Raw genomic sequence first — 16,190 nt, 5'->3', positions numbered from 1 at the left:
GGCCTGCCCTATATTCCCGCGAGCCCAAGTAGCCATATCCAAACACGCGACCATCAGTGCTCACCCACACCGGAGGGTTCACTGCCGTAGGCGCCGTGCCGCGCCAGCGCCTTCAATGCAAGGGACTTCCAGGATTGAAGAATGAGGTCTATCGCGTGCTCTTCTCTGATACGACTTGCCCTGTGCGCCAGCAGCCCCCGAAGTTCAGGACTGACCATGAGTTCGCCGAGCGATGCAGCCAGGGCCGAAACACTTCCGCTTTCGACAAGACGGCCATTCACGCCGTCCTGGATCAACTCGGCCGGCCCTGTTTCGCAATCGAAGCTCACACTGGGCAACCCGGTCGCCATGGCCTCCAGCAACGCATTGGGCATGCCTTCATAGCGGGACGACAGGACATACATGTCCGCCTGCTTCATCAGTCGATAGGGATTCTCGACAAACCCGGGCATGAGGACCCGCTGCTGCAGTCCCAGCTTCGAAATCTGCGCTGAAAGCGACGAACGCTCAGGTCCCTCGCCAAGGATGATCAAATTCCACAAGGGATGGCTCGATGCAAGCTGCGAAAAGGCATCGATCAAAAGGTCGTAGCCCTTTTCGATGCTCAGGCGCCCCACGGCAAGCAGCCATTGCTCACCACGTTCCCGCGGCAATTGCACACTGTCCGCAATGTTTCTGGAGCTGTCATCGTCGCCTCCTATCGGCGCGACAGGGTTGTGAATCACGGCCACCGACCGGTCCAATTGTGCCTGGAGATCCTCCGCCCCGCGTCGGGTCTGGGACACGACGGCGGAAGCGCGCCTGTACAGCGGCCGAAACAGCAGCCGCCACATGCCTCTGGGCGGCTGCCTCTTGAGGAAAGTACGCTCAGAGACGATCACGGGCAGGCCGAGACCGCGTGTTGCCAGCAACGTCAACAGGTTGGTGGTCGTCATGAAGCTGATGACGACATCGGGACGACAGGCCTTGACCGCAGCGCGCAGCTTACGGATGCGCTCTACGTTGCGCAGGACTGCGCCCAGGGCACCGGAGGATGGTCGAACAAGATCCAGGTCCACCCGCGCGATATCCGGGTGGAGTGCGTATACGTCGCGCTCACGGTTCCCCAGTGTGATCACCGTGATAACGGCATGGTCGCTCGCCCAGGCATTGGCAAGCGCCGAAAGGACGCGTTCCGCTCCGCCGCCGCCCAATGAAGAAATGACGAATGCCACCTTCACTTGCGCGGCCTCGTGGTGACGATGCGGCCGATGATTGCCGGGTTGACGCCCAGGTTCTGAATGACGAAGCGTAGCGCCAGGAAGCGCCACGCGATGATGGACAACGCAGAACCCACTGCCGCGCCAAGCGCCCCGAGCATGGGCACAAGGAAGTAGGACGAGACGCAGTTCAGGGCAATGCCGATGAGGATGAAGAAGGTCGCATGCTTCTGGTATTTCGTCATCGAGAGCATGAAGCCCACTTCACCCATCGCCGTGACGATGCAGTAGGCGAGCAGCAGTACCAGCATGGGCACGTAGGCCGACACAAAGTCCGCACCGAACAATCCCAATACCCAACGCCCGGCGACAACGAAAAAGAGCGATGCAAGAACAGCGCCCACGAAGCCAAGGCGAGCGGCCCGGCGAGCAATGAGCTGCAGGCCCCTGAGATCGTCGGCATCAAAACGTTCTGCAATGAGCGGTGCGAGCACGACGTTGGTCGCCTGTAGACCGTAAAGCGCGAAGCCGGCGATCTGTGCCGCCGCGTAATACGCGCCCACCTGGGCCGTACCAGTCAGCGCCCCCAGCACCAGCACGTCGAGCCGGTTGCCCGCCACCATTACGATGGAAAGCAAGGACAGATGCGCCCCCACATGCGTCCAGGTGCGCAACTCGTATTCCGGCTTCACCTTGCGACTGGGCGCCGGCCAGATGCGGGAAAGATGCCACGCGGAAACAACCAGCGCGATCAGCGCCGCCAATGCACTGGCCAGCATGGCGCCGGCCGCATTCAAGGCTTCGCGCGCCGCCAACGCCATGCAACCAAGCAGCACAAAGAAGACAGCCGGTCTTACCACGTTGACGTAGATGCCCGAACTCACCGCGCGCTTGAACGCACGATGCAGTGCGCCGCTCTGCTGTAGCTGGGTCAGCACCGGCATCGTCGCGAATGCGATGTAGAACGTGAGTGACCAGGCCGTCTCATGCTTGGCGTGTTGCCCATACACCACCAAGCAGCCGACTAGGCCGATCAAGATGCTCGCACAGAACACCAACGTCCCCACGCCCAACCGCAAGCCACGCGCCTTGCCCCATTCGCCACGCAGGCAATAACCCGGCAGAAAGCGCACGACGCTGACGTCCTGGCCCATCTGGGCCACGACCGACAGCACGCTGATCCAGCTGAGCGCGAGCGCAAAGATGCCGTATTCGGCCTGTCCAATCAGTCGAGCCACGACGAAATGCGTCACCAGCCCGAAGCCGGCACCTGCCACCTGGACGATGAAAGCGCCCGGCACGCCCTTCTTGAGCAACTTCAGACCAGCGGAGTGTGCCCCTACCGTAGCAGGCGCCTGGTTGAGCTCAGCTCCTGCCTCGGCAAGTTGCGGCTGCATCAAATACCGCTCCCTGACAAAAGGGCGACGAACAAGCGTTTGCCACCCTGCCGGACAACCCTTGGCCGGGGAGAAAGTCGCGTGGAACTGACCTGTTTTCTCATCGTCTCTCCGTTCGCCTTCGGTGCCGAACGCGCCCGCGCGGCCTGCAACCGCGCTGCTTCAAGCCAACTGATTCCTGTACCAGGACATGGAAAGCTCCAGCCCCTGTGCCACGCGATGAGCAGGTGCGAAACCCAGTTGATTGCGTGCCTTGCTGATATCGGCAAGGCTGTGGCGCACATCGCCCTGGCGAAATTCCCTGTGCACAGGCTTCAGTTCCTTCAGGTGCGCGTAATGCGGCGACAGGTTCATGTGAAGCTGTGCATACAATTCGTTGAGCGTGGTCCGATCGCCCACGGCGACGTTGTAGACCTGGTCCAGCGCGTCAGGATTCCGGGTCGTCGCCGCCAGCAAATTGGCCTGCACCACATTGGCCACGTAGCAGAAGTCGCGGCTCGTCTCGCCGTCGCCGTTGATGAAGACCGTTTCACCCTTGATGAGGCTGGCGATCCACTTCGGAATCACGGCGGCATACGCCCCGTTGGGGTCCTGCCGGGGACCGAAGACATTGAAGTAGCGAAGGCCAATGGTCTTGAGGCCATAGCAGCGGGCGAACACGCTCGCGTAAAGCTCGTTGACGTATTTGGTTACCGCATAGGGGCTGAGCGGATTGCCAATGCGATCTTCCACCTTTGGCAAGCCTGGGTGGTCGCCATATGTCGAGCTGCTCGCGGCATAAGTGAAGCTTTCCACGCCCGCGTCGCGGGCAGCGACGAGCATGTTGAGGTGCCCCGTGCAGTTGGCGTGATGGGTCGCCAGCGGATCCTCGATGGACCGGGGCACGGACCCGAGCGCCGCCTGGTGCAGCACGTGGTGCACGTCCGCGCAGGCCCGCTGGCAGTCCCCGACGTTGCGGACATCACCTTCGATGAAGCGGAAGCGGTCCCACGCCTCGGGTCCGACCAAGCACTCCACTTCATCGAGATTGCGCTGATGGCCAGTGGCAAAATTGTCCAGTCCAACGACGTCCTGGCCCAGCACCAGCAGGGCCTCGACCAGGTTGGAACCGATGAAGCCGGCCGCCCCGGTAACGAGCCAACGTTTGCGTGAAGCGCCGATACGGTCGCGAAGCTCCGATGGCAAGGCGCCAACCAACAGGGTCATCACAGCCTCCCGTCGGCCGCGCCGCGCGGCAGTACGTACTTCACGTCATAGACCACCGAGGCCGGCTTGCCTAAGCCACGGATAGCGTCCGCTCCCATGTCCACGAATTGCTTGTGTCCCACTGCCACCACTACCGCATCGTAGGTGCCCACAGCGGGCTGTTCGATGGGAGTGATACCGTATTCATGCCGTGCTTCGGCGGCATCGACCCATGGGTCATGCACATCCACCACGGCGTTGTATCCAAGCAGGGCCTGCACGACGTCCACGACGCGCGTATTGCGCAGGTCCGGGCAGTTCTCCTTGAATGCCAGGCCCAGCACCAGCACGCGGGCGTTGACCGGATTGATGCCCTTGCGAACCATCAGGCGAATCACTTCGTTCGCAATGTACGGACCCATGCCGTCATTGGTGCGGCGCCCGGCGAGGATCACGTCCGGATGGTGACCGACCTCCTGCGCCTTGTGCGTGAGGTAGTAGGGATCGACACTGATGCAATGCCCGCCGACCAAGCCCGGACGGAAAGGCAGGAAGTTCCACTTCGTGCCGGCGGCCTGCAGCACCTCGAGTGTATCAATGCCTAGCCGATTGAAAAGCATGGCCAGATCGTTGACGAGTGCGATGTTCAGGTCACGCTGCGTGTTCTCGATGACCTTGGCCGCTTCGGCGACCTTGATCGAGCTGGCCTTGTGCGTGCCTGCCGTGATGATGCTGCCATAGAGGGCGTCCACGAAGTCGGCCACCTCGGGCGTGGAGCCGGAAGTCACCTTCAGGATGGTCGTTACGCGGTGCGCCTTGTCGCCCGGATTGACGCGCTCGGGGCTGTAGCCCACGAAGAAGTCCTCATTGAACTTCAGGCCCGATACCCGCTCCAGGATCGGCACGCAGACCTCTTCGGTGCATCCCGGGTAGACCGTCGATTCGTATACCACGACATCACCGCGCTTGAGAATGCTGCCCACCGATTCGCTGGCGCGCACGAGCGGCGTCAAGTCAGGGCGCTTGGCGATGTCGATCGGCGTGGGCACCGTCACGATGAAGACGTTGCATCGCCGGATGTCCTCAAGCACGGCGCTGTAGCTCAACGAAGTCTCGGTCTCGGCAAGCTCAGCAGGCGACATTTCCAAGGTGGAGTCGCTGCCGTGCCGCAGTTCGTCGACGCGTGGGGCGCGGATGTCGAAGCCCACCGTATCGAATCGCTTGCCAAATTCCACCGCCAGGGGCAAACCCACGTATCCCAGGCCGATGACAGCGATCTTCGCGTTATCCAAATCGTGCATGATGCTTCCGTAGTTCCATCCGTGAAAGTTGAGCGGCAATGACGCCAAGCGCGTTAGTTGGCCGTCTTGTATTCGTAGTAACCGTAGGAGTAATAGCCGGAATTGCGGCGTTCCACGGCATTAAACACAGCGCCCTTGAGATTGACGCCATTCTGCTCGAAGCGATGCTTGGCCAAGGCGATTTCCCGCACCTGATTCAAGCCAAAGCGCACCACCAGTAGACTGGTGCCGACATGCTGGCCAATGATCGCCGCATCTGTCACCGCCAGGATAGGTGGCGTGTCGACGATCACCAGGTCGTACAGCGGAGAAAGCTTCCCGAGCAAGTCCCGGAAATTCGAGTGCATCAGCAGCTCTGAGGGATTCGGCGGTGCCTTGCCGCGCGCGATGAAGTGCAACCCATCCACGCCAGGCACCATGCGCAACACGTCCTCGAGCTGCAACTGGCCGGAAACCAGCTCAGACAATCCACGCTCAGCTCCGCCGCCAATGACGGTATGCAGGGCACCCTTGCGCAGGTCACCGTCGATAAGCAGTACGCGTTGCCCGCTCTTGGCGATCACCGCCGAGAGGTTGGATGAAACGAAGGTCTTGCCGGCTCCGGGACTGGCGCCGGAGATCATGAGGATGTTGTTCCTCGCCTCGATGCGGGCAAAATGCAGGCTGGTACGCAGGCTGCGCAGCGCCTCGATGGCGAGATCCGCGGGTGAGCTGACGGTAAGCAATTTTTGCTTTCCATCCGCACCACGGCGACGACCGTGCAGGAAGCTCTCGCGTTCTGCCAGGCTAATTGGAATCGAGGCATAGACCGCCAGGCCCAGCTCCTCGATGGCGGAAGGATCCTCCATGCCTCTGCTCAGCATCTGGCGTACGAAAACGAAACCCATGGCTAACAATGCGCCGAAGAACGTACCGCCAATGACAATGAATACCTTCTTCGGACGGACCGGCTTCATTGTGTTGGCGGCGGCCGTATCCACCACGCGGACATTACCGACCGTTCCGGCCCGCGCGATATCCAGCTGCTGCGCCTGGTTGAGCAATGCCGTGTAGGTGGCATTGAGCACCTGGACATCACGCGTCAATCGCAACAGTTCCTGCTGCGTATCCGGCAAGTTGCCGACCTGCTTCTCGAGGTCACTCTTCTGCCCCTGCAGCTGGCCGATCTGCTCGATCAATGCCTTGTAGGCCGGGTGCTCACGCGTGAAGCGGCGCTCCATGTCCGCCTGCTGCAGGCGCAACTGCTGGATGCTGGTTTCAAGCGCCACTTCTTGGTCTAGCAGACCCTTGGTCTGCAAGGTGATATCCACCGAGCGGGCCTTGGTTTGGAACGCGTTCAGCGCACTCTGCGCCCGCTCTAGATCCTGGCGAACCCTAGGCAACTGCTCACGGACGAACTTCAGGCTGTTTGCCGCCTCGGCCGAATTGCGCTCGACGTTCTGCTGTACATAGGCGCGGCTGATGTGATCCAGCAATGCCACAGCCTTGTCCGGGTCAGCGCTGTTATAGGTCAGCTGGATGATGCCGGAATCCTTGCCTTGCTCGGTCGCCTGGACATCCGACTGCAGCTGACTCACCACGGCCAAGTCGCGATGGTGCGTGACGCTGAAACGCATCCCGGGATTGGCCTTCAACTCGCGGACCTGCAGGTCGAACCCATGCCCGGACACCGGCTCGCCTACTCGACCAACTAGGATCTGCTCTCCATCATTAAAAAGCGTATAGGCGCCGTTTTCACCCGCGACCAGGGTGAGCGGCACTTCCTCGAAGCGCGCAGGCACCTTCAGCTGGAAAATGTCGAGCAGCGAGCCACCCCAGTCATAGCTGTTCATGCCCATGCTCGGAGGAGCCACGCCATCGGCAAGTGATGCGAGGTACCGGCGAGCAAGAAAGCCACCGATTATGGGAAACCGCTTGGGAGTGACGTCAATCTGCAGCCCAAGCTCCTGCACCGCCTTGCCCACAACCGATCGCGAGGTAATCAGCGCAATCTCGGTCGTGGCTTCGGAACTGGAAGCTCCCAGTGTCTGCGAGATGGCGCTGAGGCCCGGCAGGTCGGGCACCTTCTGCTCTACCTGCACGACTGCGTCAGCTTGATAGACCGGCGTGGCGAGGATCGCGTAGGCGACGCTGGCCACGAAACATACGCCCGTGACTATTGCGACCAGCCATCTGTTGTCGATCAAAGTACCAAGCAGGTCTCGCAGGTCGATTTCTCCGTCCTGCTGCACCGGATTTTGCGTAGCCGCCATGCTTAGGGTTTTCCAGTACGTGACGCCCCTGGGACGTCGATAAATTCAAAGGTAAGGCAACCAGCCACGCACAGCCCGATCGATCAATTCATATACGTGATCGAACGCCTCGCGTTGCTGGCGATAAGGATCGGGAATGTCCTGGCCCGCACCCCACCGGTCCAGCAGCATGACCTTGCCGCTGGCCTCGGGAGCCATGCGCATCAGCTGGGCGACATGCTCGCGCTCCATCGCCAGTACTAGATCGGCTTCCCGGAGCAACCCTGAAGTCGCCTGCCTGGCCCGATGGGCGCTGCCATCCACGCCGTGGTCCCGTAGGACGGCGAGCGCCGTGGCGTCCATCGGCTTGCCAACGAGCGCACCCAGCCCGGCGCTTTCTATGCGAGCACCCGAACCGGACAAATAGTGGCGAAACAGACATTCAGCCGTGGGACTACGGCAAATGTTCCCCACACAGACGATCAATATCCGTTTGAACACAGCACCCGACAATGACTTTGCAACTTACATCCACCGCCGCTGGACGCCTTCAAACCTGGCCTGCCTGCGTCAGCCCCCCGTCCAATGCACGATCCCCTCAATACGACTGTGCAGTATCTCGCAACACCCGAATCTCGTTACTCCATGAGATTTACCCTGCCAAGGCCATAGACTTTCACAGGCTCATGACAAGGCTTGCATTCAGCTTGCGATCATATACACAATCAAGACGTGCGTCACGGTTCCTTCACGCGAATCAACGCATTCAATTTTCGGTAAGCTTGTGTTTAGATTCGGCTCAACCACTACCTGAATGGAGCTCATGTGAAGAAGTTGCTCGCTGTTGTCTTGATGACGTGCCTGGTCGGCCAGGTTTTTGCGCAATCCGCCGGCAGCGCAACAACCCCGCAGCCGGCTCCGGCTTCGGCTGGTGCAGCTGGTGCGACCGATGCAGCCGTAGGTGGCCTGTCTACTACCACGATAGCCGTTGGTGCCGTGGCGGCGGCGGCGGTAGCTGCCGCTGTGGCCAGCAATGGCGATAGCCACCACAACCAGAACACCCCGCCGGGTGGCGGTGGTGGTACGGGCGGTACCGGCGGCACGGGTGGTACCACGGGTACTACCGGCACTCACTAAGGATTTTTCGCTGCATGTTCCCATCCGTGCCGGCCCCGCCCGGCACGGATGTTTTTTGTCTGTACTACACAGAAAGCAGAAGTCATGAATGTACGCCACGCCGCGGCTCTGGTGGCCGCGACCCTACTGCTGCATGGATGCGTCTGGGCACCCGGGCAACATATGTCTACCAGCGGCCTGATGCGCAGCGATGATGAGAACAGTCGCGTCGACATCATCCCCATCACGCCCAAGCAGCTGGCTATGGACCGGGCTGCCAGCATTGCCTATGCGTTGCCGCCGGAATTATTGTCGTACAAGCCTGAATCCTATCGCATCGCGGCAGGCGATACGCTCTACATCACGGTATGGGATCACCCCGAACTGACCTCGCCGGCCGGTCCTCAGCAGCAGACCCTGGCCAATGGTCGCCTGGTGCGCTCCGACGGCACCTTGTTCTATCCCTACGTGGGAGAACTGAAGGTAGCCGGCATGACCGTCGAGGAGTTGCGCAAGGCGATTTCGGACAAGCTTGCCAAGTATGTCGAGAAGCCCCAGGTTGACGTTAACGTCATTGGCTATGGCAACCAGCGTATTACCTTGCAGGGCGCTTTTGCCAAGACCGACCCGCAACCGATCACTGTCGTTCCCATCACCCTGGCGCAGGCGCTGGGTGCAGCGACCATTAATACGGGGCAGGCCAATCTAGCCGGTTTCGTGTTGACCCGCGATGGCCATGACTATCACATCGACCTGGATGCGCTGGGCAAGGGCAAGGATATCTATCTCAAATCGGACGATCACCTGTTCCTGCCGTACAACGATCGTCAGGAAGCCTATGTGATTGGCGAGGTGAATCGCCCTTCGGCGATCACCTTCAAGACCACCGATCTGACCCTGACCCAAGCCTTGGGCCGTGCAGGCGGCCTCAATCAGACCTCGGCCAAGGGCAAGGCCGTCTATGTGATCCGTGGCATCGAGGACTTGGAAAAAATCAAGGGCACGGTCTACCAGCTGGATGCGCGCTCCCCGGATGCCTACATCCTGGCCGACCAGTTCAAGGTGAAGCCTGGCGACGTGGTGTTCGTGGGTCCGGCCGGCGTCGCGCGCTGGAACCGCTTCCTATCACAGTTGCTGCCGCTGAGCGGCATTTTGAGCAACGCCGCCACCGCCACGTATAACGTCGATCACTGATGTTTCGCACGGCTTGCCTGATTACCAGCCTTGGCAGGCACGGCTGTCGCCGTCTGCCCGCGTTAGCCGCATGAAACCCGCGCGTCATTACATTGCCACGATTGCCCTCTGCGGCATATTGCTGCCATTGGCCGGCTGCAACAATGTCTCACGCAGCGCTGTCGATACCATCCGGCTTGCGTGGCAAGGACAGCCCCCATTGCACATCACGGCGGAACAAGTTGCCGCCAAACCCTATTACCAGATGCGCGCCACCACCGACCGAGGCGACGCACTCCTGGTCCTTGGCAATGTCGATGGCCAACGCCAACTCTGGTATGGCAAGGACGGCGTGGTGATCGTGCTGGTGCATGGCCGTGTGGTCCAGACCATCGGCCTTGCGCAAAATCTCGACGGTAGCCGCGTTGCATCGACGGCAAACCCCTTCGTATCGGGGCTACACAAGCTCACTATGCCCGTGGCCTATACGCGCGAGGATGACTGGTCGCCGGGCTATCGCTACGGCGTTCCCGTCCAGGCCACGCTGTCACCTGAGGGCTATATCGATATCGACATCCTCGGCACCTCCCATCATGTGCTGCTGATAACCGAACAGTTGACATCGGAGGTCACCAGATACCGCGCGGCTAATCGTTATTGGATCGATCCGCAGGATGGCTTTGTCTGGAAGAGCGAACAGCAGGTCTTGCCAGGATTAACGTTGACCTTGACCCAGTTGCGTCCTTACCGCGGAGGCGGGACGTGAAGGCTTCCGCTTTTTTTGTCGCCGCGCTGCTGGCCGTTTCTGGGAACCTGCCCAGCCGCGTGTCCAGCATGCAGATCCAGGCCAGCGGCGACGTGGCCACACCGGGAGCCATCGAGCTTTCCGAAAAAGCACGTCTGAGCGACGCGGCGCTGGCCGCGCATGTGCAAGCGGACGCCTATATGGTGGGCGCGGCTTGGCTGCGTCCCTCGCTGCAAGTGGAACAGCAACGGCAAAAAGCCGGCCTGTTATTCGACCTGGACAGCGTACGCCGCCAGGCGCTGAAGGACGGACAGGACGAACTAGCCACCCTTAGCCAATCGCTGGGTGCGTGGCTACAGGCCATGCCGGTCACCGGACGGCAGGTAGCCTTGCTCGATCCTCGCGCCGTCGAGGTAACGCCCATGGAAAATCGTCCCGTGGCCGAGGGGGATACGCTGTATTACCCCACCCGACCGGCCACCATCCAGGTCGTCGGTGCCGTAGCCCAGCGTTGCGAACTTCCTTTCGTAGCGCTGCGCGATGCCCGTGATTACCTCAAGGCATGCCCAACCTTGGTCGTGGCAGATGCGGACAGCATCTTCGTGATCCAGCCGGATGGCCGCGTGTTCCGCCAGAACGTAGCGCTATGGAACCGCAGTGCACCCATGCCTTTGGCGCCAGGCGCGGTCATCTATGTGCCGATCGGCGAGCATCGCCTGCATGGTGTAGCCCCCGGCCTGAATAATGAGTTGGCCGCGTTCCTGGCTACGCAGCCCATCGCTATACCGGAAAGCGCCCGATGATACCTCGCCGGACAGCGCATCTCGCCGGAAGGATTTTAATCAGGCCCCATGCCTCTCGGTCATGGCGGCGACGTTGCGGCTGCCTGCTACCGGTAGTCAGCTGCCTACTGATGAGCGTGTCCCATGCGGACAACGCACCGACGCAAAGCGACTTCGGTGGCGTAGGTTTGTGGCAAACACCGACCGCACGGATGGCCGACGAAGGCGAGATCGCCTTCACTGCCAGCGCCATGCATCCGTATGACCGCTACAACTTCTCCCTGCAGCCGTTGCCCTGGCTCGAAGGCATATTTCGCTATACGGCCGTCAGCAACCGGCTCTACGGCCCGACATCGCTCAGCGGCCACCAGAGCTACAAGGACAAGTCGATCGACGTCAAAGTGCGGCTTTGGTCCGAAAGCCGCTACCTGCCGGACGTCAGCGTCGGCGCACGCGATATTGGCGGCACGGGCCTGTTCTCCGGCGAGTACGTGGTAATGAACAAACGCTTCGGGCCCATCGACGCCAGCCTAGGCATGGGTTGGGGCTATGTGGGTGGCCGTGGCAACATCCACAATCCCTTCTCGATCTTTGGCGATCAGTTCAATGTACGACCCGGCGCACAGAGCGGGGGTGGCGAATTCAATAGCCATCAGTATTTCCGCGGCCCAGCCGCGCTCTTCGGCGGCATCGCCTACCAGACGCCATGGGATTGGCTGGTGCTCAAGGCCGAGTACGACGGCAACAACTACAAGCACGAGCCGCAGAACAACAACCAGCGGCAGGATTCGCCTATCAACATCGGCGCCGTGGTGCGTCCCGGGCGCAACCTGGACTTGAGCCTGGCGCTGGAACGCGGCAACACGGTGATGTTCGGTCTCACTCTGCACGCCAATGTGGCCGAGGGCACCGGTCCGGCCAAGCTCCTCGATCCGCCGCTACCCGCGCGCCGCACGGAAATGCCGACGCAGGCGCCGGCCGAGGTTGACTGGGCTAGTGTGGCGCGCGAGCTGCACGACAACGCGGGCATCGATGTCGCCAGCATCACCCGGCGAGGCAGCGAGCTGGTGGTGACGGGTGAGCAGCAACGCTATTTCTATCCGGCCAAGGCCCTGGGCCGCACGGCGCGTGTGCTCGACAACCAGCTCGGGCCCGGCATCGACTGGTTCACGGTGGCGGCGCAGGAAGAAGGCCTGACCGTCATCGAGAGCAGCGTGCATCGCCAGCGCTTCGACGAACTGCTCGACCACGATATTTCCCTGTCCGAGTTCCGTGGCAGCGTGGAACAGGATGCGCCCACGCCGCGCCGGGAAGACGTGCTCTACCAGGCGCCGCCCAAACGCCTGGAGCAATCGTTCTCGCTCAACTATGGCCAGAACCTGGGCGGACCCGATGCGTTCCTGCTCTACCAGATCTCGGCCAACTACAACGTCGATTACCACTTCACGCCGAATCTTTGGTGGAGCAGCGTGGTCAGCGTGGATCTGTTCGACAACTACCAGAAGTTCAAGTACGACGCGCCCAGCGAACTGCCGCGCGTGCGTACCGACATCCGCAAGTACATCACCAGCTCGACCGTCACCATGCCGATCTTCCAGATGACCGGCACCCGTCAGCTTGCCAATGACCTGTACGGCATGGCGTACGCGGGCATGCTGGAAAGCATGTTCGGCGGCGCGGGTGGCGAAGTGCTGTACCGCCCGTTCGGCGAGCGCTGGGCCATCGGCACTGACGTGAACTGGGTCAAGCAGCGTGGCTATGACCAGGATTTCTCGTTCCGCGGCTATCATGTGGTCACCGGCCATGTCACCGGTTATTTCGACTTGGGCTACAAGGATGTCACCGTGGCGCTGAGCGCCGGCCGCTATCTCGCCGGCGACTGGGGCGCCACGCTGGATATCTCGCGCGAGTTCCGCAATGGCGTGCGCATGGGCGCCTACGCCACCAAGACCAATGTGTCGGCGCAGCAGTTCGGCGAAGGCAGCTTCGACAAGGGCATCTATGTGTCGATTCCGTTCGACCTGCTGTTGCCGCGTTCCACGACCAGCCGCGCCACCTTCATATGGGATCCGCTGATCCGCGATGGCGGCGCACAGCTGAATCGCCGCTACTCGCTCTATTCGTTGACCAGCGATCGCGACCTGGATGGCTTCAACGCCAACCTGGACAAGATCACCGAGTAAGAGCTTGTTCAAAGTTTCCGTGTGAAGCACCTCCTCACAGCCTTACGAAGCAGGCTCTCAGTCGTCCAGCCACACGATGCCGTCGGCCACGCGTACGCCCACGGCGCGCAGGTGTTCACCGCGGCAGGGGCCGCCCACGCACAGGCCGTCGCTGTCCTGGAACGAGGCGCCGTGCGCGGCGCAGACCAGCAAACCATCCTTGAGCAGGAACTTGCCCGGCGCCCAGTCCAGCCGGCGGCCGGCATGGGGGCACACATTCAGGTAGGCGTGCACCGCGTCATCGCGACGCAGCACGATCACGCTTTCCTCGCCATCGCGCAGCGTGGCATCGACGGCGATCGCGCTGCCATCAGGAATATCGTCCAGCCGGCAAAGCGCCTGCTCGGGGGTGGTTGCATCCATCGGCACTTGCCTCTTGGGCCCTGAAGCCCCATCGTTACGCACGTAAGTCGTTGATTTTACCACACGGATTTTTAACATGCGCTTTTCGCTGCCCTTGCCGCGTCGCTCCCGCCATCCGCTGGTCCGTGCCCTATCGCTGCTCGTAGGCTTGGCGGTGGTCGGCGTGCTGATGGTGTTTGGCCTGGTCGTGGCCAGTGTGCTGCTGGTCGGCGGCGCCTTGGTATTCGGCCTGCGCCAATGGTCGCGCAAGCGTGGTGTGGCGTCGCCCGATGGCCGTCGCCCGCATCGCCCCGAAGTGATCGAGGGTGAATTCGTCGTGCTGCGCCAGACGCGCCACGCGGCACGCTGAAGCGAGTCTTACCTGTAGGAGCGCACCCAGTGCGCGAAGCTTGCCCAGCGATGAGGGGCTGTGTCGGGTCGTGATCGCGCACTGGGTGCGCTCCTACAAAGAAGAAACGGAACGGCGCAAGATCCGGATGGTGATGACGCCCGGGGCGGCCCTAGGCTAGCCTTATCGCACCAGGGATATCGCCATGAATGCCCGCCTCGCTACCGAATCCGTCCTGGAGCAGGTCCGCCTGTTGGTGGAACGAGCCAACGAGCCGCCGACCCTACAAGCCCTGGCGGACGCAGTGAAACTCAGTCCCAGCCATCTGCAGCGCGCGTTCCGCCGCCGCTACGGCATGAGTCCCGCCGAGTACCACCGCGCGCGCCGTTTCGGCCAGCTGAAGGCGGCGCTGCGCCATGGCGCGGCGGTCACCGATGCGGTGTACGACGCCGGCTTCGGTTCCGGCAGCCGCGTCTACGAACACAGCGACCGCCTGCTCGGCATGACGCCGGCCAGCTACCGCGCCGGCGGCGCGGGCGCGGAGATCCGCTACACCACTACCGATACGCCGCTGGGCCGCCTGCTGGTCGCCACCACCACGCGCGGCATCTGCTCGGTGACGCTGGGCGATACGGATCGGGAACTGGAAGCCCGGCTGGTGGGTGAATTTCCACAGGCCACTCTCCAACGTGTCGATGCGGGGCGCGAGGAATGGCTGGATGCCGTGATCACCCGCATCGCCAGCGAGCTGGGTTGGAGCCGGGGCGACGCGCCCGAGCTGCCACCGATCGACGTCGCCGCCACCGCCTTCCAGTGGCGCGTCTGGGAAGCGCTGACGCGTATACCCCGCGGCGTTACCCGCAGCTATGGCGAGCTCGCGGCGGAGCTTGGCATGCCGAAGGCGGCGCGTGCGGTGGGCCGCGCCTGCGGCAGCAATCGGCTGGCGCTGATCGTGCCGTGCCATCGCATCGTGCGCGAGGATGGCTCGCTCGGTGGATGGCGTTGGGGCGTGGAACGCAAGCGTGAGCTGCTTGCCAGCGAACGCCATGCCGATATCGCGCCGCCGGCCCGTGCCGCGAGCGCCTGATCGCCGCGAGGTACCTGGCTTGAGCTAGGCTCAACCCAGCCTTGCACAAGCCTCGCTACCGCCATCGCGCCGCCCGGTTTAGCGTCTACCACCTGTAGACTATGGTGGACATCAATCGCGATGCCTCCCCGCTTCCCGCCCATGACCGACACCACCACGCCATCCACCGCCGGCGCGGCGACTGTTGCCGCTGACGCTCGTCTTCTGGTGCCGCTGGCCCTGTTCGCGCTGTACGTGATCTGGGGCTCGACCTACCTGGGCATCCGTTTCGCGCTGGAAAGCTACCCGCCCTTCTTGCTGGCCGGTATCCGCTTCCTCGGTGCCGGCATCGCGCTGTTCGCCTTCCTGCGCATCCGTGGCATGGCCATTCCGACGACACGTCAATGGCGCAACGCGGCCATCACCGGCGTGCTGCTGCTGGGCTTCGGCAATGGGCTGGTGTGCTTCGCCGAGCAGCGCGTGAGTTCTGGCATCGCCGCCGTGGCGGTGGCCAGCATGCCGCTGTTCGCGGCGCTGTTCGCGGGCATGTATGGCGAGTGGCCGACGCGGCGCGAAACCGTGGGCCTGGTGATCGGCTTCGTTGGCGTGGTCGTGCTGAACCTGGGCAGCGGGCTCAGCGGATCCCGCATCGGCGCCATCACCCTGCTGGTGGCGGCGATGAGCTGGGCCTTCGGCTCGGTGTGGAGCCGCCGGCAGGATATGCCGCCAGGCCCGGTGAACACCGCCGCGCAGATGCTGTGCGCCAGCGTGGCGATGCTGCTGGTGGGCTTCGCCACCGGCGAACGGCTGCCGGCGCATCCCGCCGTGCGCGCCACGGTGGCCTTGGTCTACCTTGCGATCTTCGGCTCCATCGTCGCCTTCAGCGCCTATCTCTACGTGCTCAAGCATGCGCGCCCGGCACTGGCCACCAGCTATGCCTACGTGAACCCGCCGGTGGCGGTGCTGTTCGGCGTGCTACTGGCCGGCGAGCACGTGGGACCGTACGACCTGGCGGGCATGGCCATCATCCTGGCGGGCGTGGGAGTCATCACGCTGGCGCGGCAGAGGCGTTCTCGCTAGTT

The 16,190-nt window shown here is 62.4% G+C and carries 15 protein-coding genes; 7 read left to right on the top strand and 8 right to left on the bottom strand.

All coding sequences use genetic code 11. From position 1 onward, the window contains the following. Nucleotides 1–53: 53 nt before the first annotated feature. The 7 genes from MJ605_RS00950 to MJ605_RS00920 all read right to left on the bottom strand — a co-directional run bounded on the left by MJ605_RS00950 (nt 54) and on the right by MJ605_RS00920 (nt 8,360). A complete protein-coding gene (locus tag MJ605_RS00950; protein ID WP_243038984.1) occupies nt 54–1,220 on the bottom strand; it encodes a glycosyltransferase family 4 protein in 1,167 nt (388 codons plus the stop codon). After that, nucleotides 1,217–2,596, bottom strand: coding sequence for a lipopolysaccharide biosynthesis protein (locus MJ605_RS00945; RefSeq protein ID WP_243038983.1), 1,380 nt, complete (start codon nt 2,594–2,596; stop codon nt 1,217–1,219). The genes MJ605_RS00950 and MJ605_RS00945 overlap by 4 nt, the downstream gene beginning before the upstream one ends. Before the next feature lie 162 nt (nt 2,597–2,758). Continuing rightward, the gene (locus tag MJ605_RS00940; RefSeq protein WP_243038982.1) at nt 2,759–3,802 is read right to left on the bottom strand and encodes an SDR family oxidoreductase; all 1,044 of its coding nucleotides are present in this window, start codon (nt 3,800–3,802) and stop codon (nt 2,759–2,761) included. Beyond that, the gene (gene tviB, locus MJ605_RS00935; RefSeq protein ID WP_243038981.1) at nt 3,802–5,082 is read right to left on the bottom strand and encodes a Vi polysaccharide biosynthesis UDP-N-acetylglucosamine C-6 dehydrogenase TviB; all 1,281 of its coding nucleotides are present in this window, start codon (nt 5,080–5,082) and stop codon (nt 3,802–3,804) included. The genes MJ605_RS00940 and tviB overlap by 1 nt, the downstream gene beginning before the upstream one ends. A gap of 53 nt (nt 5,083–5,135) precedes the next feature. After that, nucleotides 5,136–7,334: a polysaccharide biosynthesis tyrosine autokinase gene (locus tag MJ605_RS00930; RefSeq protein ID WP_243038980.1), complete on the bottom strand. Its 2,199-nt coding sequence runs from the start codon at nt 7,332–7,334 to the stop codon at nt 5,136–5,138. Nucleotides 7,335–7,379: 45 nt separating this feature from the next. After that, the gene (locus MJ605_RS00925) at nt 7,380–7,814 is read right to left on the bottom strand and encodes a low molecular weight protein-tyrosine-phosphatase (protein ID WP_243038979.1); all 435 of its coding nucleotides are present in this window, start codon (nt 7,812–7,814) and stop codon (nt 7,380–7,382) included. Between the two features lie 201 nt (nt 7,815–8,015). Then, on the bottom strand, nt 8,016–8,360 hold the full coding sequence (locus MJ605_RS00920; RefSeq protein WP_243038978.1) for a hypothetical protein: 345 nt from the start codon (nt 8,358–8,360) through the stop codon (nt 8,016–8,018). 174 nt (nt 8,361–8,534) lie between these two features. On the opposite strand from MJ605_RS00920, the gene MJ605_RS00915 reads away from it, so the two are divergent. The 4 genes from MJ605_RS00915 (at nt 8,535) to MJ605_RS00900 (ending at nt 13,312) form a co-directional block, all read left to right on the top strand. Then, nucleotides 8,535–9,623 (top strand): polysaccharide biosynthesis/export family protein, encoded by a 1,089-nt coding sequence (locus MJ605_RS00915; RefSeq protein WP_425600949.1) that lies wholly within the window; start codon nt 8,535–8,537, stop codon nt 9,621–9,623. Nucleotides 9,624–9,693: 70 nt separating this feature from the next. Beyond that, a complete protein-coding gene (locus tag MJ605_RS00910; protein ID WP_243038977.1) occupies nt 9,694–10,368 on the top strand; it encodes a YjbF family lipoprotein in 675 nt (224 codons plus the stop codon). Beyond that, nucleotides 10,365–11,150 carry a capsule biosynthesis GfcC family protein gene (locus MJ605_RS00905; protein ID WP_243038976.1) on the top strand — a complete coding sequence of 262 codons (786 nt, stop codon included), beginning with the start codon at nt 10,365–10,367 and terminating at the stop codon, nt 11,148–11,150. The genes MJ605_RS00910 and MJ605_RS00905 overlap by 4 nt, the downstream gene beginning before the upstream one ends. A gap of 110 nt (nt 11,151–11,260) precedes the next feature. Beyond that, the gene (locus MJ605_RS00900; RefSeq protein ID WP_243038975.1) at nt 11,261–13,312 is read left to right on the top strand and encodes a YjbH domain-containing protein; all 2,052 of its coding nucleotides are present in this window, start codon (nt 11,261–11,263) and stop codon (nt 13,310–13,312) included. 57 nt (nt 13,313–13,369) lie between these two features. On the opposite strand, the gene MJ605_RS00895 is transcribed toward MJ605_RS00900, so the two are convergent. Then, nucleotides 13,370–13,714 carry a Rieske (2Fe-2S) protein gene (locus MJ605_RS00895; RefSeq protein ID WP_243038974.1) on the bottom strand — a complete coding sequence of 115 codons (345 nt, stop codon included), beginning with the start codon at nt 13,712–13,714 and terminating at the stop codon, nt 13,370–13,372. A gap of 76 nt (nt 13,715–13,790) precedes the next feature. On the opposite strand from MJ605_RS00895, the gene MJ605_RS00890 reads away from it, so the two are divergent. The 3 genes from MJ605_RS00890 (at nt 13,791) to yedA (ending at nt 16,188) form a co-directional block, all read left to right on the top strand. Then, nucleotides 13,791–14,063 carry a hypothetical protein gene (locus MJ605_RS00890; RefSeq protein WP_243038973.1) on the top strand — a complete coding sequence of 91 codons (273 nt, stop codon included), beginning with the start codon at nt 13,791–13,793 and terminating at the stop codon, nt 14,061–14,063. 184 nt (nt 14,064–14,247) lie between these two features. After that, a complete protein-coding gene (locus tag MJ605_RS00885; RefSeq protein ID WP_243038972.1) occupies nt 14,248–15,129 on the top strand; it encodes a methylated-DNA--[protein]-cysteine S-methyltransferase in 882 nt (293 codons plus the stop codon). Between the two features lie 141 nt (nt 15,130–15,270). Then, the gene (gene yedA, locus MJ605_RS00880) at nt 15,271–16,188 is read left to right on the top strand and encodes a drug/metabolite exporter YedA (RefSeq protein WP_243038971.1); all 918 of its coding nucleotides are present in this window, start codon (nt 15,271–15,273) and stop codon (nt 16,186–16,188) included. The last annotated feature ends 2 nt before the right edge of the window (nt 16,189–16,190 follow it).

Origin of the sequence: Dyella sedimenti (genome assembly GCF_022760995.1) — a bacterium.
GTDB classification, from domain to species: domain Bacteria; phylum Pseudomonadota; class Gammaproteobacteria; order Xanthomonadales; family Rhodanobacteraceae; genus Dyella; species Dyella sedimenti.
Note: the sequence above shows the minus strand (reverse complement) of the source record. Positions and strands in the feature narration are given on the sequence as shown.